This is a genomic window from Streptomyces sp. R33, from assembly GCF_041200175.1.
In the GTDB taxonomy this organism is placed as follows: domain Bacteria; phylum Actinomycetota; class Actinomycetes; order Streptomycetales; family Streptomycetaceae; genus Streptomyces; species Streptomyces katrae_B.
In genome coordinates this window covers 4,323,063-4,346,611 of the sequence record NZ_CP165727.1, presented here as the reverse complement: position 1 = coordinate 4,346,611, position 23,549 = coordinate 4,323,063, and the positions used below count along the sequence as shown (strand labels likewise).

Sequence of the window (23,549 nt, the reverse complement as noted above, 5' to 3'; positions counted from 1 at the left end):
GAAACCCACTTCTTCGTTCAGCAGTTCTCGCCGAGCACCTCGAGCGAACTCACCTTCCACGGCGCGCCCTCCTTCTCGCGGGTCAGCGTGAAGGCGCCCATCTGGGTCGGCTTGTCCTGGAGCTGGTCGACGGGCTGACCGGTCTTGGCGTCATGGATGAGCCAGCGGTCCAGATCGACGCAGTCGTGCAGGATCCGGGTCTGCGCGCCGGGGGTTTCCACGCCGTCGATGCGGTGGCCCACCTCGCCGAGCAGTACCTGGCCACCGGTCTTCGAGTGGGCGAGGTTGTCGCGGAGCTCCTGCAGCTGCTGCCCGGTGGCCACCCGTTCGACGGCCGGATCCTGGGGATCGGGCGCCCGGTTCGCTGCGAGCCAGGTGGTCCAGTACGTGTCGTACGCCTGCTGCACGTCCGGGCTCGGCGGCTCCAGCGCCGACCGGGTGCTCGCACCCGCCGGGGAGGCGGAGGGGCCCGCGGACTGCGCGGTGCACCCCGTGGCCAGGAGGAGCGCCAGAGCCGCCGCGACGGCCGGCAGCAGGCCGGAAACCGCGGCCCGCGGGCCGGCCGGGGCCCTCACGCCGAGCCGTCCTTCAGGACCTTCTCCGCATATTTGACCTGCTCGTCCAGGCGTTTCTTCTCCTGGTCCAGGTCCTGCTTGCGCCGTTCGATCAGGCCTTTCTGGTAGGCCGTCAGGACCGCGCTCCAGGTGTCCGTGAGCTTCGTCTTCTGCTTGCAGGACACGTCCGTGGTCGCGGCGGTGATCTCCTCGGAGGTGATGGGCCCGGTCCACCGGGTGCCCTCCATCTGCTGGAGCTCCCAGGGCGTCTTCACCTGGAACCCCGCGTCGCGCATGCAGGTGCTCCACTGCGTGATGCCCGCGACGATCCGGCTGTCGCCGCGCGCCCGGTCACCGGCCTGCTGCGTGAGCTGGTCGACCAGGCTGTTGCCGGCCGGGGCCGCGGAGGGGCCCGTGGTGCTCCTCGGGTACAGCTTGCGGTCGGCCTCGCCCGAGCAGCCGCCCTCCGGGGCGCCCGGATGGGCGGGTCCGCCGTCCTGCGGGCCGAACAGGGCAGCCGTCTCGTTCGGGTCGCGCTTCTTCTCGCCGGCCGCGTCGCGGTCCGGTAACGCGCCGGTCCGGTACCCGTACTTCTTCGCGGATTCGGCGTCGACCAGGCCGATTCCGGTGGTGGCCCGGTGCGCACCGGCGCTGGTGACGTAGGTGCTCGCGTTCTTGAAGGAGGCGAAACCGATGCGGCGCATACAGGCCTCGGTGAGCAGGTCCTGCGCCTGCCGGAGCACCTTCGCCTGGTTCTGGTCGAAGGCGTAGGCGTCGAGCGGGAGTACGGCGTTCGCCGGGTCCGCCTGAGGCGTGACGCTCACCTGTGGTTCGGCCGTGGGACCGTCCGATCCCTCCTGTTTCGCCGCCGGTTCGGCGGTGCAGGCGCCGAGCGCCAGGACCGCGACGGCACCGGCCAGCAGCAGGGGCAGCCGTTGGCGTGCGTGGAGCACGATCAGCCTTTCCGTGGTGGTCTGGTGGTCGTACACTGCCCGGCAGCCCGGGGCCGGGACCGATTCCAGCGGTCCCGGCCCCGGGCTGCTCCGAGCGCCCGATCAGCAGTGATTGGCCGCCCACTTGGTGAGCAGGGTCATCGAGCTGTAGCCGGTGACGCCGGTGTTGTTGTTCTTGTGCCGGTCCCACCACTGGTTGCCGTTGATCACGGTGCCCGACTGGTAGCAGATGGGCGTGATGGTGTGGCTCCGGTAGCCGAGGCCGTTGACGGAGGACGAGGTGGTGGAGTTGGAACGGATCCGGACCCCGTCCTCGGTGTAGTCGCCGGCGTGGGCCACGGACACGGAGCCCATGACGATCGTCGCGGCGGAGAGTGCCACTGCGGTGAACCTTGCTGCCTTGCGCACGCTGTCTCCTCTTGGATATCGGACACGTCGTGGTGCAGCCGAGAGGAAAGCTCCGCGGCACAAGCGCTGCAGCGGCCCCCCGGTCCGGTGAATGACGATGGCACGAAGACGAATGCCGTACCAGGGGGATCCGGGGGTGCGGCGGAGACCGGCTTGAATGCTGCGTTTCGGGGCGCCTGGCCGGTTACACGGACTCTTCAGATCCTTTTGGGCATTTCCGCAGGAGGGGGCGGCGGCCGGAAAACGGACCCCTCGGGTTCTCCGCGAACGGATGATCGAGGACCGCTTCGCGGTTGTCCTGAAACCCTCGTTACTCCGGCTCCTCGTGTTCCTCGGGGCTCTCGGCCCCCGCGAAGCGCCCCCGAAGCTCCGACACCACGCCGAACGCGGCCGCGGTCAGCGGCACGGCCAGCAGCATGCCCAGGATCCCGGCGACGCTGGCGCCCGCGGTGATGGCGAGCAGGACCACGGCCGGGTGCATCTGCACGGTGCGGCTCTGGATCGCCGGCTGCAGGATGTGCCCCTCCAACACCTGTACGGCGAGCACCACGCCCACGGCCCACAGGCCGATGACCCATCCCCGCTCGGCGAAGGCGACGAGGACGGCCACCGCGCCCGAGATGAAGGCGCCGAGGTACGGGATGTACGCGCCGACGAACACCAGGGCGCCGAGGCCGACGGCCCCGGGCACGCGCAGGACGAGCAGGCCGATCGTGATGCAGACGGCATCGATCAGCGCGATGAAGGTGGTTCCGCGCATGAAGCCCTCGACGGCCGCGTAAGCGCGGCGGGCCATGGCCTCGACGGTGTCCCTGGTGGCGCGCGGCGCCAGCGAGCGCAGCGCTGCGGCGGCGCGGTGGGAGTCGCGGAGGAAGAAGAACATCAGCAGCAGGGCGAGGACGGCGGTGGCGAGCATCTCGCCGACGACGCTGAGGCCGGTGATGACGCCGGAGGCGGCCGTACCGCCGAACTTGGCCAGTAGGTCCTTGGCGTTGGAGGCCAGGTCCTCGAGGGAGGTCCCGGCGGCCCCGAAGTGCCTGGCGAGACCCTGCCCGGCCTGCTTGAGGGAGCCGGCGATCTGGTCGCCGGTGCTGATCAGGGCGTGGACGACGACGTACGTGGCGCCGCCGAACACCACGAGCACGGTGAGGCAGGTGAGCGCGGCGGCGAGGGAGCGGGGCACGCCCGCCCTCACGAGCCGCCGGTGCATCGGCCCGAGCAGGGCCGCTCCGAGCAGCGCGAGCAGTACGGGCGTCACGGCGGTCTTGAAGGTGATGCACAGCCACACGCCGACGGCGACCACGCCGGTGACCAGCAGCGCGACCGTGCACCAGGCGGCCAGCCGCCTGACCGGCGGGGGAAGCAGAGTCAGCACGGGGAGTCGTCCTTCGCCTGTTCGTACATCTCGAACCAGATCGACTTGCCCTCGCCGCGCGGGTCCACGCCCCAGCTGTCCGCCAGCATCTCCATCAGCAGGACGCCCCGGCCGCTCGACGCCATCTCGCCCGGATGCCGCTTGTGCGGCAGCTCGTCGCTGGCGTCCGCCACCTCGATGCGCAGCCGCCGCGTCCCCAGCTCGCCCATCGCCTCCGCGACCAGCAGGGCGTCGCCGTCCGTGTGCAGGAGGACGTTCGTGACCATCTCGGAGACCATGAGCACCGCCGAATCCACCTGTTCCTCGTCCGCCCAGTCGTGCAGCAGCTCCCGGATCTGCCGGCGCGCGCCCGCGATCCGCTCCGGCTCCGCCTGCGCCACGGTCAGCACCGTGCGGCGCGCCGGGCGGGTCAGCTGCGCCGCCGGGGCGCCGCAGCCGCAGCCCGCGCCGTCCCGGCACAGCAGGACGACGGCTATGTCGTCCTCGCGCCGGTCGGCCAGCGGGCCGGTGGTGTGGTGCGAGGAGGGCCCGTGCACGGCCTGGACCAGCAGGTCGGCGAGCTTCTCCAGGTCGTCGGACCCGTGGGTCCCGGGATCGTGCGTCTCGGATTCGAGGATCGCCCGCAGCCGCGCCCAGCCCGTGTCCAGGTCGTGCCCGCCGGTCTCGATGAGCCCGTCGGTGCACAGCATCATCGTCTCGCCGGGCTCCAGCGTGAACCGGGTCGTCGGGTAGTCCGTGTCGGGGACTATGCCGAGCGGGAGGCCGCCGGCGGTCGGGCGCATCAGCACCGTGCCGTCCGTCATCCGGATGACGGGGTCGGGGTGGCCGGCGCGGGCCACCTCCAGCAGCCCGGTCTCCGGGTCGCACTCCACGTACAGACAGGTCGCGAAGCGCGGGCTGCCGAAGTCGGACTCCTCGTACGAGTTGGGCCCCTTCGAGGAGGACAGCCCGGCCAGGAAGCGGGAGGTGCGGGAGAGCACCGCATCCGGCCGGTGGCCCTCGGAGGCGTACGCGCGCACCGCGATCCGCAGCTGGCCCATCAGCCCGGCGGCCCGCACGTCGTGCCCCTGGACGTCCCCGATGACCAGCGCGAACCGTCCCGAGGGCAGCGGGATCATGTCGTACCAGTCGCCGCCGACCTCGAGTCCGCCACCGGTGGGGACGTACCGCGCGGCGATCTGCATGCCCGGGATGTCGGGGCCCAGCGTCGGCATCATCGACCGTTGCAGGCCGGTGGTGAGTTCCCGCTCGGATTCGGCCACACCTGCCCGCTGGAGGGCCTGGGCCAGCATCCGGGCCACCGTCGTGAGGACGGACCGCTCGTCCGGGGAGAAGGACACCGGGTGCTTGAACGCGGCCATCCAGGCCCCCATGGTGCGCCCGGCGACGATCAGGGGGAGGAAGGCCCAGGAGATCCGGCCGAAGCGCTGGGCGAGCGGCCAGGTGGCCGGAAAGCGCCGTTTGTAGTCCTCGGGGGACGGCAGGTAGATCGCCCGCCCGGTCCGGACGACCTCGGCGGCCGGGTAGTCCGTGTCCAGCCGCATGTCCGTGAAGGGGTCCTCGTCCCCCGGACCGTGCCCGTGGTGCCCGATGATCGACAGTCGGTCCCCGGCCACGCCGAAGACCGCCAGCCCGTCGGGGCTGAAGCCGGGCATCGAGAGCGACGCGGCGACCCGCAGCACCTCGGCCGTGGACCGGGCCTCGGCGAGCGCCCGCCCCGCGTCCAGCAGGAAGGCCTCGCGCGAACGCCGCCAGTCGCCGGTGATCGGGGTGTGCACGGCGGTGGTGCCGGGCTGCGGCTCGGCGATCTCCTGGATGGTGCCGATCAGCTCGTAGTCGACGCGGCCCTCGTCCGAGCGGTTCTCGACGGGCTTGGAGCGGCTGCGTACGGTGCGCAGCACCCGCCCGTCCTCGTCCATGATCCGCAGCCGGGCCTCCGCGAGGGTGTCCTCGGCCACCGCGAGATTGACGATCCCGTTGATCTCGTTCCAGTCCACCGGGTGAAACCGCGACCGTACGGCGACCTCCGGCAGGACGACGGGCTCCGCGGGCAGCCCCAGGAGCCGGGCGGCCTCGCTGTCGAGAGTGACCGTCCCGGAGGCGTTGTCCCATCGCCACAGGCCCGTCGCGATGGCGGCCAGGACGTCCTCGGTGCGCACCCGGTCATCTTTACAGGTCATCCCCCCGGCGTGCCTGTTCACAGGGGCTGCCGGGCACTCCCGCACGGTCCCCGGCCCGGACGGTAACCTTGTGAGGGTTGAATCCACCCTGGTATCGCGAAGAACTGGATGACTGATGCATCGGTACAGGTCCCACACCTGCGGCGAGCTCCGCGCCTCTGACGTCAACGCCGACGTCCGGCTGAGCGGCTGGCTGCACAACCGTCGAGACCTGGGCGGCATCCTCTTCATCGATCTGCGCGACCACTACGGCATCACGCAGCTCGTCGCCCGCCCCGGCACCGCCGCGGCCGCCGTCCTGGACAAGCTCTCCAAGGAGACCGTCGTCCGCGTCGACGGCAAGGTCGTCTCGCGCGGCGCCGAGAACATCAACGCCGACCTGCCCACCGGCGAGATCGAGATCGAGGCCGCCGAGGTCGAGGTGCTCGGCGCGGCCGCCCCGCTGCCCTTCACCATCAACACCGACGACGGTGTGAACGAGGAGCGGCGCCTGGAGTACCGCTTCCTCGACCTGCGCCGCGAGCGCATGCACCGCAACATCATGCTGCGCTCGGCCGTCATCGCGTCGATCCGCTCCAAGATGGTGGCCCTCGGCTTCAACGAGATGGCGACCCCGATCCTCACCGCGACCTCGCCCGAGGGCGCGCGTGACTTCGTCGTCCCGTCCCGCCTGAACCCGGGCAAGTTCTACGCCCTGCCGCAGGCCCCGCAGCAGTTCAAGCAGCTGCTCATGATCTCGGGCTTCGACCGGTACTTCCAGATCGCGCCGTGCTTCCGCGACGAGGACGCCCGCGCCGACCGCTCGCCGGGCGAGTTCTACCAGCTCGACGTCGAGATGTCCTTCGTCGAGCAGGAGGACGTCTTCCAGCCGATCGAGCGCCTCATGACCGAGCTCTTCACCGAGTTCGGCAACGGCCGCGAGGTCACCTCGCCGTTCCCGCGGATCCCGTTCCGCGAGTCGATGCTGAAGTACGGCAACGACAAGCCCGACCTGCGCGCCAAGCTGGAGCTCGTCGACATCACCGACGTCTTCGAGGGCTCGGAGTTCAAGGCGTTCGCCGGCAAGCACGTGCGTGCGCTGGCCGTCCCGGACACCGCCGCGCAGCCGCGCAAGTTCTTCGACGGCCTCGGCGAGTACGCCATCTCGCTGGGCGCCAAGGGCCTGGCGTGGGTCCGCGTGGGCGAGGACGGTTCGCTGACCGGCCCGATCGCCAAGTTCCTCACCGAGGAGAACGTCAAGGTCCTCACCGAGCGCCTGGGCCTGGTCCCCGGCCACGCCGTGTTCTTCGGCGCGGGCGAGTTCGACGAGGTCTCCAAGATCATGGGCCCGGTCCGGGTCGAGGCCGCCAAGCGCGCCGGCCAGTTCGAGGAGAACGTCTTCCGGTTCTGCTGGATCGTCGACTTCCCGATGTACGAGAAGGACGAGGAGACCGGCCGGATCGACTTCTCGCACAACCCCTTCTCCATGCCGCAGGGCGGGATGAAGGACCTCGAGGAGAAGGACCCGCTCGACATCCTGGCCTGGCAGTACGACATCGTCTGCAACGGCATCGAGCTGTCCTCCGGCGCCATCCGCAACCACGAGCCCGAGGTCATGCTGAAGGCCTTCGCGATCGCCGGTTACGAGGCCGAGACCGTCGAGCGCGAGTTCGCCGGCATGCTGCGTGCCTTCCGCCTCGGCGCCCCGCCGCACGGTGGCATCGCCCCGGGCGTGGACCGCATCGTGATGCTGCTGGCCGACGAGCCGAACATCCGCGAGACCATCGCCTTCCCGCTGAACGGCAACGCGCAGGACCTGATGATGGGCGCGCCCACCGTCCTCGAGGAGTCCCGCCTGCGCGAGCTGAACATCGCGCTGCGCAAGCCGGTGGAGACGAAGCCGGCGGAGGCCAAGCCGGTCTCCGAGGCCGTCCACCCGGACGCCGCGCGGTAACCGCCCGCACGTACGGCGAAGGGCCCGGGATCCATCGGATCCCGGGCCCTTCGCCGTACGTGGCTGCGGGGGCTCAGAAGCTCTGGAGCAGGCCCTTGACCAGTGCGGTGGAGGTCAGCTCGGCGGGGGCGGGACCGGCGTGGAAGAAGCCGGCGTTCTCGGCGTCCAGCTTGCGCAGGAAGTCGAAGGCCTTTGCGTCGTGGTCGCCGAAGGCGACGAACTGCCAGTGGACGCCGGGCGCGGAGGCGGCGGCGTCGGCGAGCGCCTGCTTGGCGGGCCGGACGCTGTCCGGGGCACCGTCGGTCTGGAACACCACGAGGGCGGGGTGGTCGCCGCCGTCCTTCTGGTAGCGCTCGATGACCTGCTCCACGGCGCGGTGGTAGCTGGTGCGGCCCATGTGGCCGAGCTCGGCGTGGCGGGCCTCGACCCAGTCGCCGTCGTGGGCGTCGAGGGTCAGGTCGGCGGTGCCGTCCACGTCCGTGGAGAAGAACACGGTGTGCACGGTCGCCTCGTCGTCCAGGTGGGCGGCGAGGGCGAGGGCGTGGTCCGCGAGGTGCTGGGCGCTGCCGTCCTTGTAGAACGGGCGCATCGACCCGGACCGGTCCAGGACCAGGTACACCTTGGCCCGCGCACCGGCCTTGTCCTTGCCCCGGAGCACCTGCCCGGCGGCCTTGTAGGCCCCGGCCACCCCGGGCGCCTGCCGCTTCACGGCAGCCAGGGCATGAGCGGGCCCGTCGGCGCCGACCTCGGCGACCGGCTCGGCGACCGGCTCGGCGACGACGTCCTCGACCTCGACGACCGGTTCCACCGCGGGGGCCTCGGCCTCGGCTGCGACGACCTCGACCTCGGGCTCGACTGCGACCTCGGGCTCGGCCGCGACCTCGGGCTCGGCTTCGGCCACGGGCTCGGCCGCGACCTCGGGCTCGGCTTCGGCCACGGGCTCGGCCGCGACCTCGGGCTCGGCTTCGGCTGCGATGACCTCGGGCTCGGCCTCGGCGACCGCCTCGTCAACGGTCTCCGGCGCGGGGGCCTCGGCCTCAGCGGCCACCGGCTCGGCCACGGCCTCTTCGGCCGCTTCCTCCGCTTCCTCGGCCGCAACGACCTCGGCGGCGTCCGCTTCCGGCTCCGGCTCGACGACCGGCTCCGCCTCGGTGCTCTCGGCCTCGGCCGCGACTTCGGCCACGGGGGCCTCGGCCTCGGGCTGTACCTCGGCCACCGGCTCGGCGACGACCTCGACAACGGCCTCCGGCGCGGGGGCCTCGGCCTCGGCTTCGGCCTCGGCCTCGACTTCGGCCACAACCTCGGCTTCGGCCTCTGCCGCAGGCTCGACCGCCGCCTCAGCAGCGGCCTCGACCGCAGGCTCGGCTTCGACCACTGCTTCGGCCTCGACCGCGGGCTCGGCCTCGACTGCCTCGGCCACCGGCTCGGCGGTGACTTCCTCCGGCTCGGCCTCGGCCGCGACGGGCTCCCGCTCGGCGACCGGCTTCGCCGCAGCCGGGGGGTCCTGATGAACCGACCCCGGCATGGGGCGGCGTGCCTCCGGGACCGTGGGGTCCGGCGCCGGGGCGGTGAGAAGGGTCCCCGGTTCGCGGTCCCGCGGAGCGGACTGCGGGGGAACCGTCGGATTGTCGAAGGACGCCGCGACCAGTTCGGCCGCCACGTCCAGGGGGGTGCGTTCCGCCTGGCTCGGGACGGCTGCCGATCCGCCGTCCGTCGTCTCCGGAACCGGCTCGGCAGACCGTCCGAACACCTTGCGCAACAAGCTCCGAATACCCATGGGCCAGGCCTTTCGCATGAGTGCGTGCGTCATTTGTCCGTGCTGCGCGGTTGATCCCTGCCCAGAGTGGACACGTAAGGTTATCGGCCGCTTGGCTGGAACTTCGGCAGGGGCGCCCTTCGTGGCGCCCGGCCCACCCAGCACACACCCCATCTTGCCGAACTCCCGCACCGACGTGCTCGGTTCACCGGGCGTTCATCCCGTCGCCGCCGCATCGGCGCAACTCGCGCCTACCGTCACGGCTGGATTCGACCGACATGACGTCGGCGCCCGTGCATCTACGGAGGACATTCGTGCGCAAGCTTCTGCCGCTCATAGGCAACCCGCATGGGGGCGGCCGTTCCGCCCTCACCTGTCGCTACCGCTGTGGTGACGCCTGCTTCCACGAGGTGCCGAACAAGAGCGGCAACGAGTACGTCGGCGACGTCATCGCCCGCGCCTACTCCCGCCGCTCGATGCTGCGCTCCGCCGCCGTCGTCACGGTCGCCACCGCCGCCGGTACCGCCGTCACCCTCAGCGGCAACGGCTCCTCGGCCACCGCCGCCCCCGCCGTCGACGCCCAGGGGGCCGGCGCGGACGCCGCCAACGCCGCCGGCGCCCGCGGTCTGCGCTTCAAGGCCGTCGCGCCGAACACCGACGACCGGGTCACCGTCCCCGAGGGCTACGAGCAGAACGTGGTCATCCGCTGGGGCGAGCCCATCATCAAGGGTGCTCCGGGGTTCAACGCCGACAAGCAGACCGCTGCCGCCCAGGCCGGCCAGTTCGGCTACAACAACGACTTCCTCTCGCTGCTCCCGCTCGGCGGCGACTACGAGCGCCAGCAGCTCCTCGTGGCCAACCACGAGTACACCGACGAGATCCTCATGTTCAAGGGCTACGACCCGGCGAACCCGACCCGCGAGCAGGTCGAGATCGCCTGGGCCGCCCACGGCCTCGGCGTCGTCGTGGTCCAGGAGGACCACCGCAGCGGCAAGCTGACCGCGGTCAACCGCCACCAGCTCAACCGCCGCCTCACCGCGACCAGCGAGTTCAAGCTCACCGGCCCGGCCGCGGGCAGCGCCCTGGTGAAGACCTCCGTCGACGCGACCGGCACCAAGGTCCTCGGCACGCTCAACAACTGCTCCGGCGGCACCACCCCGTGGGGCACCACGCTGCACGGCGAGGAGAACTTCAACCAGTACTTCGCCAACGCCGGCCAGGTCACCGACGCCACCCAGGCCGCCCGCCTGAAGCGCTACGGCGTCACCAGCGGCGCCACCGAGCGCAAGTGGGAGCGCTTCGACAAGCGCTTCGACGTGCTCCAGGAGCCCAACGAGCCGCACCGCTTCGGCTGGGTCGTCGAGCTCGACCCGTACGACCCGAACTCCACCCCGCGCAAGCGCACCGCTCTGGGCCGCTTCAAGCACGAGGGCGCCCAGCCCCGCCTGACCGAGGACGGCCGTCCGGTCGTCTACATGGGCGACGACGAGAAGTTCGACTACTTCTACAAGTTCGTCTCGTCGAAGCAGATGAAGAAGGGCAATTCGCGCGCGGCCAAGGAGCACAACCTCACGCTGCTCGACGAGGGCACCCTGTACGTCGCCAAGCTGACCGGTGACTCCCCGGCCGCGGAGATCGACGGCTCCGGCAAGCACCCCTCCGACGGCCAGTTCGACGGCTCCGGCGTGTGGATCAAGCTCCTCACCTCCTCCCCCTCCGGCAACGTCTCGCACGTCGAGGGCATGACCGCCGAAGAGGTGGCCGTCTTCACGCGTGAGGCCGGCGACAAGGTGGGCGCGACCAAGATGGACCGCCCCGAGGACATCGAGCCCTCGCCGCGCACCGGCCGCGTGTACGTGGTCCTCACCAACAACAGCGACCGCGGCAAGGCCGGCAAGGCCGGTGCGGACGAGGCCAACCCGCGCAACCTGAACAAGCACGGCCAGATCCTGGAGCTCGCCGAGAACTTCGACGACCCGGCCGGTGACGGCTTCGCCTGGCGCCTGTTCCTGGTCGCCGGTGACCCGAAGGACCCGTCCACGTTCTTCGCGGGCTTCCCGAAGGACAAGGTCAGCCCGATCTCCTGCCCGGACAACGTGACCTTCGACCCGCACGGCAACCTGTGGATCTCCACGGACGGCAACCAGCTCGGCTCGCACGACGGCCTGTTCGGTGTCGCCACCGCCGGTGACCGCCGCGGTGAGCTGAAGCAGTTCCTGACCGTCCCCCGCGGCGCCGAGACCTGCGGCCCGCTGGTCCAGGACAAGCGCGTCCTGGTGGCCGTCCAGCACCCGGGCGAGATCGACGGTGCGTCCGTGGAGAAGCCCCAGTCGGTGTGGCCCGACGGCCCCGGCAAGATCGTCCGTCCGGCGGTCGTGTCCGTCTGGCGCAAGGACGGCAAGAACATCGGCGTCTGATCCGGCCGGTACGCGCGGTCGGTTGACCGTTGAATCCACCCCGGGCGGGCGGTGTTTCACGTGAAACACCGCCCGCCCGGGGTGTTTTAGGTGGATGTTCCCTCCGTCAGGCGGCCCACGGGGAGCCTGAGCGTGGTCACCGCCCCGCCGTCGGGTGCGTTGGCGAAGCCCAGGGTGATCTCCAGGACCGCCGCCTGGCCGGCCGCGATCGTCAGGCCCAGCCCGTGACCCCGGCCGCGGCCCGGGTCCCCGGTGCGGAACCGCTGCGGGCCCTGCTCGACCAGCTCGGGCGGGTAGCCGGACCCGTGGTCGCGCACGACCACCACCGGGCCCTCGACGGTGACCTCGACCGGTGGTTCCCCGTGTTTGTCGGCGTTGACCAGCAGATTGGCCAGGATCCGGTCCAGCCGCCGCCGGTCGGTGAGCACCACCGCGTCCCGGACCACCCGTACCGAGGCCTCCAGGCGGGTCGCCGCGACGGCCCGCTGCACCGCCCGGCCGAGTTCCACCCGGGTCAGGTCGGCCCGCTCGACGCCCGACTCCAGCCGGGAGATCTCCAGCAGGTCCTCGGTGAGCAGGTGCAGGGCTTTGAGCCGGTCGTTGATCATCTCCTTGGGGCGGCCCTCCGGCAGCAGGGCGGCCGCGGCCAGCGAGCCGGTGAGCGGGGTGCGCAGCTCGTGCGCGACGTCCGCGGTGAAGCGCTTCTCCGCCTCGATCCGCTTCTGCAGGGACTCGGCCATCGAGTCGAGCGCCTGCGCCACGTCCCCCACCTCGTCGCGGTGGCGCGGCAGTCGCCGGCCGCCGCTGTCCGTGCCGTGCGGACCGTCCTCCTCGGCGGGGAACCCCACGCGCGCGTCCAGGTCGCCGGCGCTGATCCGGCGGGCCACGGCGGCCGTGGTCGTCAGCCGCCGGCTGATCCGGTGGGCGAGGAACACGCCGGCCAGCGCGACCACTCCGGCCGCCACCGCCGAGGAGGCGAGGATCGCCGTGTCGATGTCCTGCAGCCGGTGGCGGGTGCTCTCGTACGGGATCCAGACGGTGAGGGCCTTGCCGTCGGCGGGTGCGGCGGCCCACATGACGGGTGTGGCGTCGTGCTCGCCGACCATGCTGCCGGTCAGGCCGCGTGACACCAGCTTCCGCAGCGGACCCGGCAGGCCGGGCGGGTCGAGGGCGAGGTTCACGTCGCCGTGTGCGGTGCCGTACTGGTAGTGGGCGAGGGCGTGCTCCAGCTCCCGGTCCGCGTCCTTGCGCACCTCCCCGACGATCTGCTGCGCGACCACGTTGTGCACGAGGATCCCCAGCGCCGCCGCGACCGCGCAGGACACCGCCGCGACGGTCAGGGCGATCTTCCAGCGCAGGCTGCTCATGACCCGCATCGCGGCCCGTCCCCCTCAGACCCTGCTCGTCGAGCACGGGATGCCGCTGTCCTTCGTGCCGGCGCATTCGTCGAGCGTGAGCTGGGTGAGGTTCATGATCCCGGCCTTCGGGTCCCACACGTAGTCGGAGACGGAGACCTTGTCCGGGTTCGAGGTGGGCTCGCGGACCGCCAGGTGTTCGGCGGCCACCTCCACGCCCTCGAGCACCCCGCGCCGGGACAGGATCCGCGCGATGGACCCGTCGTCGCGGACGGTGTAGACGCGCAGTTCGCTGACCCGGCCGTCGACGTCCAGGGCGGTGATCAGCTCGTCCCGGCCGTCGCCCGTCACGTCGCGCAGGACCGCGGGCCGCACCGGGCAGTACGGACCTCCGTCCACAGCCTGTGTACACAGCCCGAGCCGCTGCACCGCCCGGGGGTCGACGAGGCGCCCGGTCCCGCCGTCCTCGGCGGTGGCGGCGGTGATGTCGGCCCGTACGACCTCCACCGCGTTCACGCCCTGCATGCTGAGGTTCGCGACCTTGGGCAGCCCTGGCACCACGGCGGCCTTGCCGGGCTGCTGGCCCGGCCCGGGCGGGTCCGGGTGGATGTTCTCCCACAGGGTCTCAGGGGCGTGCGCGGTGCCCAGGTCGCCGTCGTTGCGCAGCCCCTCCACATCGGCGCACCCGGCCGTCGCCGCGAGGACGGCGGCGAGGACCGGGGCCACTGCGCGGCCGCGCGGGGAGGGGCGCCTCATGCACCGATGCTCTCCCGCCCGGGCCGTGCGGGCCCGGCCCCGGGGCCATTCGGGCGACGGTCCCGGTCCGGCGCCGGTGGACGGTCCGTCCGGCCTCAGTGGTCCGCGGAGGCGATCGCGCGGGCCGCCGCCACCTCGTGGCGCACCGGGGCCAGGACGGAGGTCTCGTCCCCGGGCCGCGGGGCCGCGGGCCGCAGCTGGGCAGGGCTCCGGGCGGTGCGCACGCCCTCGGCGAGGGCGTGCAGGTCGGTGATGACGCCGGCCACCTCCTCGTCGCGGGGGGCCTGGGCGCCGTGGTTGACCCGGACCCGGGCGGCGGTGGTCGCGTCCACGATCCGCTCGACGGCGACGACCAGCGGCCACCAGGCGGCGGCCCGCGCCCCCGTCGGCGGCGGCTCGGTCAGAGCCCGCTGGAACTCGTTCCGTACGCCCGACATGTCCCGGTAGATCCGCCGCCGGGCCTGGAGCCGGGCGGTCCGGGCGGCCTGCCGCCCGGCCTCCGTGTCCGGATGGCCCCCGAAGGCCCGCTCCACGTACCGGGCCGCATCGTCCACCGTGTCGGCGAGCCGGTCGCCGATCCGGGTGTGCCAGCTCTCGGGCCACAGCAGATAGCCGAAGACGAGGGTGATGGCGCAGCCGATCAGGCTGTCCAGCAGCCGGGGCCGGATCAGGTCGAAGCCCTGGTGGTTGAGGAGGTCCGAGAGCAGCAGGATCACCGGGGTGATCGCGGCGGTCTGGAAGGCGTACCCCTTGACGGAGAACGCGGGGATCAGGGCGCCGAGCACCACCATCACCGGCACGTCCCACCAGCCGCGCGGCACCTCGGCGAGCACGGCGGCGGCCACGACCAGTCCGGCCGCCGTCCCCAGGGCCCGCAGCAGGGCCCGGGAGAACACCGAGCCGAAGTCGGGCTTGAGGACGAAGGTGACGGTCAGCGCGATCCAGTAGGACCGCTCGACCGGGACCAGGGAGACCAGTGACTGGGCCAGCCCGATGCACAGGGCGAGGCGCAGCCCGTACCGCCAGGAGGCGCCGGACAGCATCATGTCGCGCACCGCCCGCCGGGCCCGGACCGTCAGCGCGGCGGGCCGGCCGAGCCGGTCGTCGACGTTGTGCAGGTCCGGTTCCGGCAGGTGGACGATGGCCGCCGCATGCCGCACGGCAGCGTCGAGGGCCCGTTCGGCGGGTGTGTGCGGCGTGGGCAGCTCCAGTACGGCCTTCCCCGTGCGGCCTTGTTCCACGGCCCGTGCCAGGTCCCGTACGGCCGCCGGGATCTCGGGCGGCAGGGGCCTGCCGCGCAGGTGCATGGCGGGTGCGGCCTCGACCAGGGGGATCACCACGTTCAACTGGGCCAGCATCCGCACGAGGGAGGGGCTGCGGCCGTGCACCCGGGCCCGGCGGCCCAGCACCAGGTCGTAAGCCTGGTTCAGGGCATGCGTGACCTGCCGGCGGCGCTCGTCGTAGTCCGGTCCGCCCGCGGATTCCAGGGCGTCGGCGAGGGCCCGGTAGGTGGCCGCCACGGCGACGCGCTCCGGTTGCCGCCCGCGCAGCGGCCAGCCCAGCAGGGTCAGCAGGAGGACGAAGAGCCCGCCCGCAACGAGCAGCAGCGGGGCCGTCCACCAGGGCCGGGGGAGCGGCAGGCCGGCGCCGACCACGGCGTTGAGGAGCAGCAGCAGTCCGGAGACGGAGGCGACCGTGCCGATCGAGGAGATCATCCCGGAGACGAGGGCGATCAGGGTGAGGACGCCGACGGCGAGCCAGCCGTGGCCGAAGACCAGGGTGCCCAGGGCGACTCCGACCGCGCCGAAGAGCTGCGGCACGGCGATGTTCAGGACCCGCATGCGGTAGGCGTCGGCGGTATCGCCGATGACCCCGGACAGGGCGCCCATCGAGACGAGGGCCCCGTATTCGGGCTCGTTCAGGGCGAAGCCGACGGCGAGCGGGGTGGCCATCGCCACGCCGGCTCGCGCGGCCGCGGCCCAGGGGATCGGGGCGGTGCTCGGCCGCAAGCCGTTGAGCAGCCAGGCGGGCGGGGCCAGCGGACGGTGCCGGGGTCGCCCGGACGGTATCTGTTCGGTGCGTTCGGTGCTCATTCAGCTTCCGTGCGGCCGCTCGGGAATCGGTTCTTCTGCGCTGTTCCGTGGTCTTGCGTTCTTCTTGCGTTCTTCTGGGGCGGTCTGAGTGCGTTGGTACCTTCCGAGCTTATGGGGTGCGACGTAGTCGGCCCGTCAACCAGGCGGCGAGAGCGGCGCCGAGCCCGATCGCCAGGATCACCCAGGCGGTGGTGCGCAGGAACGCGGTGAGCGCGTCGTACACCGCCGCGGCGGCCGCCCGGTCGATGTCGGCCGGCAGATCGTCCAGCGTGAGCCGGCGGCAGACGGCCACCGCGATCCACAGCAGGGCGGCGCCGACGGCGACGCCCAGGCCGGTGGCGATCACGGCGCGGCGCCGGCGGACGGCGACGGCGATCGCCGCCACGGCCAGCACCACGGTCAGCACGGGAAGCCAGATGCCGGCGATCTGCAGCATGCGGAAGCCCTTCCGGAGCGCGCCGAGGTTGTCGTACTCCATGACCTTGACCGATACGTGGGTCACGGGGATGCGGTCGGCGAACGGCACTCCGTCGGCGACGAGTTCCCCTTTGATCTGCTCGATGACGGGTGCGAGGTCGATGGTGACCGCGTTGCCGTCGCCGGTGGTGAGGGCCTGGAGGAAGGCGGCGTGCGCGGCGCGGTTGGCCGCGTCCCAGGCGGTGCGGTAGGCGGGGGTGCCGGCGAAGGAGCGCAGGGCCTCTCCGAGGAGGGCGTCGACCCCGCCCTGGAACGGGCCGGCGTCGATCTGCCCGGCGAGGGCGCGGCGCGCCTGGGTGACGACGACGCCCTGGACGGCCGTGTTCCCGGCCAGCGGGGACATGGCGGCGGTGTACCGGTCGGCGTTGCCCAGCTCGCGGTCGGCCCAGTACGCGACGGCGCCGGCGGGCACGAGGACGGTCACGAGGACGACGAGTACCGCCGAGAGGAAGGTGCGCACGTCACCAGGGAAAGCCGCGGCGGTGCGGGGCGCGAGCGGTGCTGCTGCGGGCGGGTGGCGGCCGTCGGCCTCGGCCCCGCCGACGTTGTCCGCCTCGGCTGATCCACTTGCCGGTCGGGGGCGGCGGGTGTGCCCTGGAGGATGGGAGAGAGGAGCCCTGTCATGGCACATGCGGCACCCACCGCCCAGAGGCGGCACCTGCAGACGGGTGGCATGGACGAAGCGAGCAGGGGCCAGCTGACGCGGGCGCTGCTCCTCGGACTGGTCTACGGCGTCTGGGCGGCCTTCATGCAACGCCAGACGGGACCCGTCGATGCGGGCAACGTCTTCTACGGAATCCTGTGCGGCGCCCTCTTCGCCGGCATCATGTTCGCCCTCGCCCGCGTCGGCCCCCGGCTGAAGCGGGAGGTGCACGCCGCGGCGTACGGCGTCTTCGCCGGTATCGCCGTGGGCTACCTGAACAGCCTCACCGACCACTCGGTCCTGCGCTCGAGCTGGATTGGCCTGATCACCGGCGCCGGTGTCGGACTGGTGGCGTTCTACCGCTTCTACCAACGCGAGGCCTGAGCCGGGAGCCGAGACAGGCGCCGGTCCCCGTACGGGAACCGGCGCCTGCCAGCATCCCGCGGGTCAGTCCTCCGGCGAGGACTCGGAGCCGGTGGCGGAGGTGGCCACCGCGGCCACGGAGGCGGCGGAGGCGGCGGAGGTGTCCTCGCTCTCGCTTCCACGGCTCGGCGGCTTCGGGGCCGGCGGGGTGCAGCGGGTGACCTCGGCGCGGAGCATGGCGTTCAGGGCGGCGTAAGGGTCGATGGGCATGCCGGAAACCTCACGGTGTTCGGGGGTGTGTGGGGTACGCGCTGCTGCTCGGCCCGCTCAGCAGCGCAGGACCACACTCCGCACCGTTCCCGCGGACGGCGTCGGCCCGGCCGTCCCGTACGAATCGGCGCGCATCGTCTGACCGGCGTGTTTCACGTGAAACACGGGCCGCGGCAGCTGCCGTACACCGGGCAGTCCGCGCACGACGAGGCGTACGGCGGGGCGCACTTCGGGATCCGTGGCCGGATCGGACTCGCCCTCGACGGGGGTGCCCGGCTCGCTCGGCGCGCCGGATTCGGTGCGCTCGACGGCGGCGGCTGACGCTGCGGCCGTCGTGACGGCGGGACCGGACGCGAACAGGCACAGCAGCACGACACAGGCCGCCGAAAGGGCCCTGGCCAGTGCCGTGCGTGCATGCCGTGTCCCGCTCATGCGAGGGGTCTGCCCCGACACGCCGGACGACTCCCCGACCGGGCCCCGGAAGCCCCCGACCGGGGGACGAAGACACCCCCCTCGGATGACAGGAAGCCGGGGCGGGAGCTCGTACGCGGGGCGGTCGGGGGGCGTTCGGGGGGCGTTTCGGGGAGCGGGGCCGGCGGGGTCAGCGGGTGCGGTGCCGGCCGGTCAGCCGCGCCAGGACCGTGGTCTCGCCGCCGACTAGCCGCAGTTGGGCCCGCCCCGGCCGCTGCCCGCGACCGCTGACCCCGGGTGAGACCCGGTCGACGGTGAAGACGGCGGTACGGCCGTCCGCACGCGCGATCTCGACGGTCAGCCCGCGTCGCAGCTCGCCGAGGCGCAGGTCGGCGGCCGTGACCACGGCGGTGCCGGCCGAGCCCGGGGCCGGGGTGTCCTGGTCCCAGGAGGCCTCGTCCCCGTCCCCGCCCAGCGCCAGGTCGACCCCGAGACTCGGGATGTGCAGCCTCTGCGGCCGGCTCGCCCGCAGTGGTGTGATGGCGGCGGCCCGCGCGGGTCGGGGCCCCTTTGCGGGGGCGTGCTGCCCGGAGTGCTCCAGCTGCTCGACGAGCCGGCGGTGACCGGACAGGCCCAGCGCCCGCGAGGGCAGCGCGTCGGCGGCCGTGGCCGCGGTGGGCCGCGCGCCCTCGGTGCTGCGCAACATCCCTATGCCGGTGCCCAGCAGAGCCACTGTCAGCACGCCGACCACCCACTTGGCGCGGGGCATGGAATTTCCTCCTGGTCCGATCCCCCCGGCTCCGGCGGCCGGGTCTCCTGAGAGCAGTGGAACCCCTCCCTGCCCGTCAGTACCGGTTACAACGCCGGAGACTGACGCCACGTCACAGGCGTGTCGCCACTCCACCCCTGGCGTCTTCCCAGCTGGTGCCGGGTACACCGCCCCCGTCCCGAGGATTGCGCAGGATACGGCCGAACGAGTGGGACACGCCCCGCGCGGGTGGGCACGACCCGATGGGCCCGGGACGTGAGGGAACGGGGGCGCGGGAGTTCACACGAGGACGAAAGCGACCGCCGCCGCCCCCATGAGGGCGGCGGCGAGGTGGATGGCCGGGTGGCCGTGGTCGCCGAACCAGAGGTGGCGGGCCAGGCCGCCGAGGGCGGCCAGGGCCGTGATGATGCCGACCTGGGCCAGCAGCGTGGCGGCGGTGAAAGGGGCCAGGAGCAGCAGAACGGTGTTGAGCCAGAACGGGACGGCGCCCGTCCAGCCGCGCCATTCCCAGATCGCCGTCTGCATGTACTACCGGCCCCCTCATCGTCAGCTCGCGGGCTGTACAGCCTCCTGGGGTGCGGCGGCCGGGACAAGGGCCCGTTCGGCAAGAAAACCGAAGGCCAGGCCGAAAGTCGTCCACATCGCGACCTGGATGGCCACGGTCGCGAGGCGGAACTGCCAGACCAGGGTGGCCGGGAAATCCGCCGGGACCTCGTTGATGCCGGGCAGCGCCGCGTAGGCGATGGCGACCACCGCGACGAAGCCGACCGAGGCGACGATCGAGGCGTTCCAGTTCCCGAGCCTGGGTGCCAGACGCCGGCCCAGGATGAGCGCGCCCGCGGACAGCAGCGCGCTCAACGCGATCATCAGGATGTAGAGGGTGGTCCTCCGGACGACGGTGTCGGGGTCACCGACGGCCGGCGGGTTGGAGGGGTACTTGAGGAACGGCACCAGGTTGAAGGCGACGAACAGGCCGCCCGAGACCAGCAGGGCCGTGGCCCGCGGGCCGAAGCGGCCGATGCGGCCCAGGGCGTAGCAGAAGACGAGCGCGGCGATGCCGCCGAGCGCGATCCCGTACAGGAGCGTGCCGGTGCCGAGGCCTGCCGTGGCCTGGAGGGCCCGGCTGACCGGGGCCGCCTCCTCGCCGTGGTCGTGGGCGGCGTGACCCGCCTCCTCGATGGCGATCGCCGCGTCGACCTTGGACTCGCCGAGGACGTACGCGACGAGAAACGCGGCCAGGCCTGCGAGCAGACCTGCCAGCATGCCCCGGACCAATAGGACGCGGGGGGAAATGGAGTTCATGGTTCGGTACTTCCCTTGCTGCTGAGGTGGAGATCAGTGGCAGGGGAAGCCGAGGAGGTGGCGACCGTCGTGCATCCACTCGTGGACGGTGTCGCCCTCGAAGAGCGCGGTGGCGCCCTGCTCGGCACCGACGAGGTAGAGCAGGACCAGCATCAGGACGCCGGCGAACAGGGCCCAGGGGGCGAGAGCGGAGAGCGAGATCGGGGTGACGGCAGGGGCCGTCGTGGGCACGGCGGAGTGAGCCATGGCAGAACCTCCAGAGGGAACACGCGTCCCGGTCAGTGGTGCTAGCGACGACATGGCGGGTCTGACTTCTCCTCCCCCTCCGGGAGGATTCACAGTGGCGCGACCGTGCCGGATTTTCACCGGTGCTTCCGTCATACCGTCGTCTTTTTTTAGGTTGTCGTCCGAGACCGTACCGCGTTTACGCTCCCCTTATGAAGAGCGCCGTAGTACGAGTTCAGTTCGTGAGACGTCCATTCGAGGACGCTTCACGGCAGGTTCGCTTCGGCCACGGCGACCCTTGCCCGCAGTACGCGGGCCTGCAAGGCCCGGACGCGGGGGAGTGGGCCGGGCGGACCCTGGACGAGGTCGCCGCCGAGGATCCGGCCGCCGTCCGGAGCTGGCTGACGGACCCGGACTACGCGCCGCCCGGCGGGGAGTCCGTCACCGCGCTGATCGCCCGCGTCGGCGCCGCCCTCGCCGCTCTGCCCGCGGGTACGCATCGCGCCGTCGTCGACCAGGCCGTCGTCAGGGCGGCCGTCGTGTCCGCGCTGGAGCTGCCGGCCACCGCCTTCTGGCGCCTCGACGTACGCCCGGACACGGTGACCAGCCTCACCGGGCGGCTCGGGCGGTGGAACCTCCAGCTCGGGCAGCCGGCCGAGAAGTAGCGGCGTAGCGGCTCAGGCGACGATCCAGTCGCTCGTCGCGATCACCGGCTGCACGCCGTCGCGGTGCACGGTGCCCTCGATCAGGCCGTACATCCGGTCCGCCGCGAAGTAGACCTCGTTGTCGTTCTTGAGGCCGAAGGGCTCCAGGTCGACGAGGAAGTGGTGCTTGTTGGGGAGGTTCAGGCGTACCTCGTTGACCCGCGGGCAGTGGTCGAGCACCCGCTCGGCCATCTGGTTGAGGGTCTGCTGCAGCGAGTACGAGTAGGTCTCGGCGAACGCTTCCAGCATGTTCTTGCGGACCTTCTTGTACGACTGGTCCCAGTCGTACGAGGCGTCGTCGGCGGCCAGCGCCGAGTGCGCCCAGCGCGCGGTGACCTTCGTCGCCAGGATGCGGTCGTACGCCTCCTTGAGCGTCGTGTACTTGTCCTTGATGTAGCCGTGGAACTCGGAGTTCGTCGAGTTCATCACCGTCAGGTCCTTCAGACCCGAGATGACCTGCAGACCGGTCGTCTCGCTGTACGTGATCTGCGCGGTGCGCACCTCCTGGCCCTTGCGGACGAAGGAGTGCTGCTCCTTGCGCGTCGGGACCGGGATCCGCTCCCAGGCGTACTCCTCGATCCGGATCTGCGCCTCGCGGATCGGCGACTGGGAGGAGACGAAGTGCTTCGCGAGCAGGATGCCGAAGGCCTCGGGGGAGGCGATGCCGTGCTCCTTGCCGAAGGCGTACACCGTGTTCTTGGTGGTGTCCGTCGGCAGGCAGTTGGCGTTGTCGCCGGTCAGGTGGACGTCGCGGAACTCGCCGCGGAGCGCCACCGAGACGTTGAGGTCGCGGATCTCGTGCCAGGACCCGTCGCCGCCCTTGCGGGTGACCTTGACGATGCGGTTCTCGGCCTTGCCGTACTGGTTCTGCGCCAGGACGTGCTTGCTCATGGTGTCTTCCTTCGGTGCCTCGGGAACACGGAGTCCGGTGGTCTGGATCCCGTACGCCCGGCGTCCAGCGCCCGCCCCCGACCGCAGGACGTCCCGCTCCCCGCCGTTCGGCCCCGAGGGGCCGCCCCGGGACTGACGTGCATCCCGGTCCGTAGGTGCTGCTTCGGATTGCAACATGCGCGAAGGGCGTTGTTACCCGTACAGATCATCCGAACACCGGCACCCACGGCTTGGGCGACCGCACAGCGCAGCAGGTCAGACCGTGTGCGTATCCGCGACCGACAGCGCCTCGTCGAGGATGGCGAGGCCCTTGGCCACGTCCCGCGGGCTGATGTTGCAGGGCGGGGCGACATGGATGCGGTTGCCTGCGGTCAGCGGCCACAGCCCGCCCTTCTTACAGGCGGCCGCGAACTCGACCATCGGGGCGTTGTCCGCTCCGGAGGCGTTGTACGGGACGAGCGGTTCGCGCGTCTGCCGGTCCCGTACGAGCTCCAGCGCCCAGAACGTGCCCAGACCGCGGACCTCCCCGACCGACGGGTGCTTCTCGGCGAGGGCGCGCAGGCCCGGCCCCAGCAGCTCCGCGCCGGTGCGGGCGGACTGCTCGACGATGCCCTCCTCCTCCATGACGTTGATCGTCGCCACGGCGGCCCCACAGGCCAGCACGTGCCCGGAGTACGTCAGCCCGCCCGGGTAGGGCCTGCGGGCGAAGGTCTCGGCGATGGCTGCCGAGATGGCGACCCCGCCGAGCGGGACGTATCCGCTGGTCACGCCCTTGGCGAAGCAGATCAGGTCGGGGGTGACTCCCCAGTGCTCGGAGGCGAACCACCGCCCGGTGCGGCCGAAGCCGACCATGATCTCGTCGAGGACGAACACGATGCCGAAGCGGTCGCAGAGTTCGCGCACACCGGCGAGATAGCCGTCCGGGTGCACGAGCACGCCCGGGGCGCCGCCGACGGTCTCCAGAATGATCGCGGCGATCGACTGCGGGCCCTCGAAGACGATCGTGTCCTCGAGGTGGCGCAGGGCGCGCTCGCACTCCTCGGCCTCGGTGGCCGCGTAGAAGGGCGAGCGGTAGGCGAAGGGCCCCCAGAAGTGCACGACACCGGCGGTCGCGGTGTCGTTGCCGAAGCGGCGGGCGTCACCGGTCAGGTTGATCGCCGTGGAGGTGGCCCCGTGGTACGAGCGGTACGCGGACAGCACCTTGGGCCGGCCGGTGTGCAGCCGGGCCATCCGTACGGCGTTCTCGACGGCCTCGGCGCCCGCGTTGGTGAAGAAGATCTTGTCGAGGTCGCCCGGGGTGCGCTCGGCGATCAGCCGGGCCGCCTCCGAGCGGACGTCGACGGCGAAGCCGGGCGCGACGGTGCAGAGCTTCGCCGCCTGCTCCTGGATGGCCGCCGTCACCTTGGGGTGCTGGTAGCCGATGTTGGTGTAGACGAGGGCGCTCGAGAAGTCGAGGTAGCGGTTGCCCTGGTAGTCCCAGAAGTACGAGCCTTCGGCCCCGGCCACGGCGAGCGGGTCGATGAGCTCCTGCGCCGACCAGGAATGGAAAACGTGCTTCCGGTCGGCGTCTTTCACGGCGGCGAGCGCGTCGGCAGCTTCTGCGTTCATGTCCCGAGCGTAGTTGTCCACGATGCGGACCCCCGGGAGGGTCGGAAGCCTGTCGGCCAACCCGGGAGGGCGGTGTTTCACGTGAAACAACGCTCCGTGTCCGACC

The 23,549-nt window shown here is 71.9% G+C and carries 22 protein-coding genes and 1 riboswitch; of the genes, 4 read left to right on the top strand and 18 right to left on the bottom strand.

What is annotated here, in order from left to right:
- Positions 1-17: 17 nt before the first annotated feature.
- The 5 genes from AB5J51_RS19860 to AB5J51_RS19840 all read right to left on the bottom strand — a co-directional run bounded on the left by AB5J51_RS19860 (position 18) and on the right by AB5J51_RS19840 (position 5,449).
- Positions 18-575: a hypothetical protein gene (locus AB5J51_RS19860; protein ID WP_369778202.1), complete on the bottom strand. Its 558-nt coding sequence runs from the start codon at positions 573-575 to the stop codon at positions 18-20.
- Positions 572-1,507, bottom strand: a complete 936-nt coding sequence (locus AB5J51_RS19855; protein WP_369778201.1) for a hypothetical protein — start codon at positions 1,505-1,507, stop codon at positions 572-574. The genes AB5J51_RS19860 and AB5J51_RS19855 overlap by 4 nt, the downstream gene beginning before the upstream one ends.
- A gap of 102 nt (positions 1,508-1,609) precedes the next feature.
- The gene (locus tag AB5J51_RS19850; RefSeq protein ID WP_136224747.1) at positions 1,610-1,915 is read right to left on the bottom strand and encodes a hypothetical protein; all 306 of its coding nucleotides are present in this window, start codon (positions 1,913-1,915) and stop codon (positions 1,610-1,612) included.
- 310 nt (positions 1,916-2,225) lie between these two features.
- Positions 2,226-3,287, bottom strand: coding sequence for an AI-2E family transporter (locus AB5J51_RS19845; protein WP_369780281.1), 1,062 nt, complete (start codon positions 3,285-3,287; stop codon positions 2,226-2,228).
- A complete protein-coding gene (locus tag AB5J51_RS19840; RefSeq protein ID WP_369780280.1) occupies positions 3,284-5,449 on the bottom strand; it encodes a SpoIIE family protein phosphatase in 2,166 nt (721 codons plus the stop codon). Before AB5J51_RS19840 ends, AB5J51_RS19845 begins: the two co-directional genes overlap by 4 nt.
- Before the next feature lie 136 nt (positions 5,450-5,585).
- Between AB5J51_RS19840 and aspS the strand changes: the two genes are divergently transcribed.
- On the top strand, positions 5,586-7,403 hold the full coding sequence (gene aspS / locus AB5J51_RS19835) for an aspartate--tRNA ligase (protein ID WP_053789401.1): 1,818 nt from the start codon (positions 5,586-5,588) through the stop codon (positions 7,401-7,403).
- A 73-nt stretch (positions 7,404-7,476) separates the two neighbouring features.
- Here the strand turns inward: aspS and AB5J51_RS19830 are convergent, their stop codons facing one another.
- Positions 7,477-9,180, bottom strand: coding sequence for a VWA domain-containing protein (locus AB5J51_RS19830; protein WP_369778200.1), 1,704 nt, complete (start codon positions 9,178-9,180; stop codon positions 7,477-7,479).
- Between the two features lie 293 nt (positions 9,181-9,473).
- Here AB5J51_RS19830 and AB5J51_RS19825 point away from each other — a divergent pair, with 293 nt between their 5' ends.
- Positions 9,474-11,576, top strand: a complete 2,103-nt coding sequence (locus AB5J51_RS19825) for a PhoX family phosphatase (RefSeq protein ID WP_369778198.1) — start codon at positions 9,474-9,476, stop codon at positions 11,574-11,576.
- Between the two features lie 86 nt (positions 11,577-11,662).
- Here the strand turns inward: AB5J51_RS19825 and AB5J51_RS19820 are convergent, their stop codons facing one another.
- The 4 genes from AB5J51_RS19820 to AB5J51_RS19805 all read right to left on the bottom strand — a co-directional run bounded on the left by AB5J51_RS19820 (position 11,663) and on the right by AB5J51_RS19805 (position 16,717).
- Positions 11,663-12,943 carry a HAMP domain-containing sensor histidine kinase gene (locus AB5J51_RS19820; protein ID WP_324616759.1) on the bottom strand — a complete coding sequence of 427 codons (1,281 nt, stop codon included), beginning with the start codon at positions 12,941-12,943 and terminating at the stop codon, positions 11,663-11,665.
- Between the two features lie 24 nt (positions 12,944-12,967).
- Entirely contained in the window at positions 12,968-13,687 is a 720-nt protein-coding gene (locus AB5J51_RS19815) for a hypothetical protein (protein WP_369778196.1), read from the bottom strand.
- 95 nt (positions 13,688-13,782) lie between these two features.
- Entirely contained in the window at positions 13,783-15,780 is a 1,998-nt protein-coding gene (locus tag AB5J51_RS19810) for an FUSC family protein (protein WP_369778195.1), read from the bottom strand.
- Positions 15,781-15,889: 109 nt separating this feature from the next.
- The gene (locus tag AB5J51_RS19805; protein ID WP_136224742.1) at positions 15,890-16,717 is read right to left on the bottom strand and encodes a hypothetical protein; all 828 of its coding nucleotides are present in this window, start codon (positions 16,715-16,717) and stop codon (positions 15,890-15,892) included.
- A 162-nt stretch (positions 16,718-16,879) separates the two neighbouring features.
- Between AB5J51_RS19805 and AB5J51_RS19800 the strand changes: the two genes are divergently transcribed.
- The gene (locus AB5J51_RS19800) at positions 16,880-17,284 is read left to right on the top strand and encodes a hypothetical protein (RefSeq protein ID WP_053789396.1); all 405 of its coding nucleotides are present in this window, start codon (positions 16,880-16,882) and stop codon (positions 17,282-17,284) included.
- Positions 17,285-17,347: 63 nt separating this feature from the next.
- Here AB5J51_RS19800 and AB5J51_RS19795 read toward each other — a convergent pair whose 3' ends face one another.
- The 6 genes from AB5J51_RS19795 to AB5J51_RS19770 form a co-directional block, all read right to left on the bottom strand.
- A complete protein-coding gene (locus AB5J51_RS19795) occupies positions 17,348-17,533 on the bottom strand; it encodes a hypothetical protein (protein WP_168724257.1) in 186 nt (61 codons plus the stop codon).
- A 57-nt stretch (positions 17,534-17,590) separates the two neighbouring features.
- Positions 17,591-17,965: a hypothetical protein gene (locus tag AB5J51_RS19790; protein WP_369778193.1), complete on the bottom strand. Its 375-nt coding sequence runs from the start codon at positions 17,963-17,965 to the stop codon at positions 17,591-17,593.
- Positions 17,966-18,134: 169 nt separating this feature from the next.
- Entirely contained in the window at positions 18,135-18,713 is a 579-nt protein-coding gene (locus AB5J51_RS19785) for a class F sortase (protein ID WP_136224740.1), read from the bottom strand.
- A 279-nt stretch (positions 18,714-18,992) separates the two neighbouring features.
- Positions 18,993-19,238: a hypothetical protein gene (locus AB5J51_RS19780; protein ID WP_053789393.1), complete on the bottom strand. Its 246-nt coding sequence runs from the start codon at positions 19,236-19,238 to the stop codon at positions 18,993-18,995.
- 21 nt (positions 19,239-19,259) lie between these two features.
- Positions 19,260-20,015 carry a CbtA family protein gene (locus AB5J51_RS19775; protein ID WP_199828148.1) on the bottom strand — a complete coding sequence of 252 codons (756 nt, stop codon included), beginning with the start codon at positions 20,013-20,015 and terminating at the stop codon, positions 19,260-19,262.
- A 33-nt stretch (positions 20,016-20,048) separates the two neighbouring features.
- Complete coding sequence (locus AB5J51_RS19770) at positions 20,049-20,261, bottom strand: CbtB-domain containing protein (protein WP_030302308.1); 213 nt, start codon at positions 20,259-20,261, stop codon at positions 20,049-20,051.
- Positions 20,262-20,297: 36 nt separating this feature from the next.
- Positions 20,298-20,448: riboswitch (cobalamin riboswitch) on the bottom strand.
- 34 nt (positions 20,449-20,482) lie between these two features.
- Between AB5J51_RS19770 and AB5J51_RS19765 the strand changes: the two genes are divergently transcribed.
- Entirely contained in the window at positions 20,483-20,905 is a 423-nt protein-coding gene (locus AB5J51_RS19765; protein WP_053789391.1) for a histidine phosphatase family protein, read from the top strand.
- Positions 20,906-20,917: 12 nt separating this feature from the next.
- Here the strand turns inward: AB5J51_RS19765 and pucL are convergent, their stop codons facing one another.
- Positions 20,918-21,835: a factor-independent urate hydroxylase gene (gene pucL, locus AB5J51_RS19760; RefSeq protein ID WP_053789390.1), complete on the bottom strand. Its 918-nt coding sequence runs from the start codon at positions 21,833-21,835 to the stop codon at positions 20,918-20,920.
- A 255-nt stretch (positions 21,836-22,090) separates the two neighbouring features.
- Positions 22,091-23,443: an aspartate aminotransferase family protein gene (locus AB5J51_RS19755; protein WP_369778192.1), complete on the bottom strand. Its 1,353-nt coding sequence runs from the start codon at positions 23,441-23,443 to the stop codon at positions 22,091-22,093.
- Between the last annotated feature and the right edge of the window lie 106 nt (positions 23,444-23,549).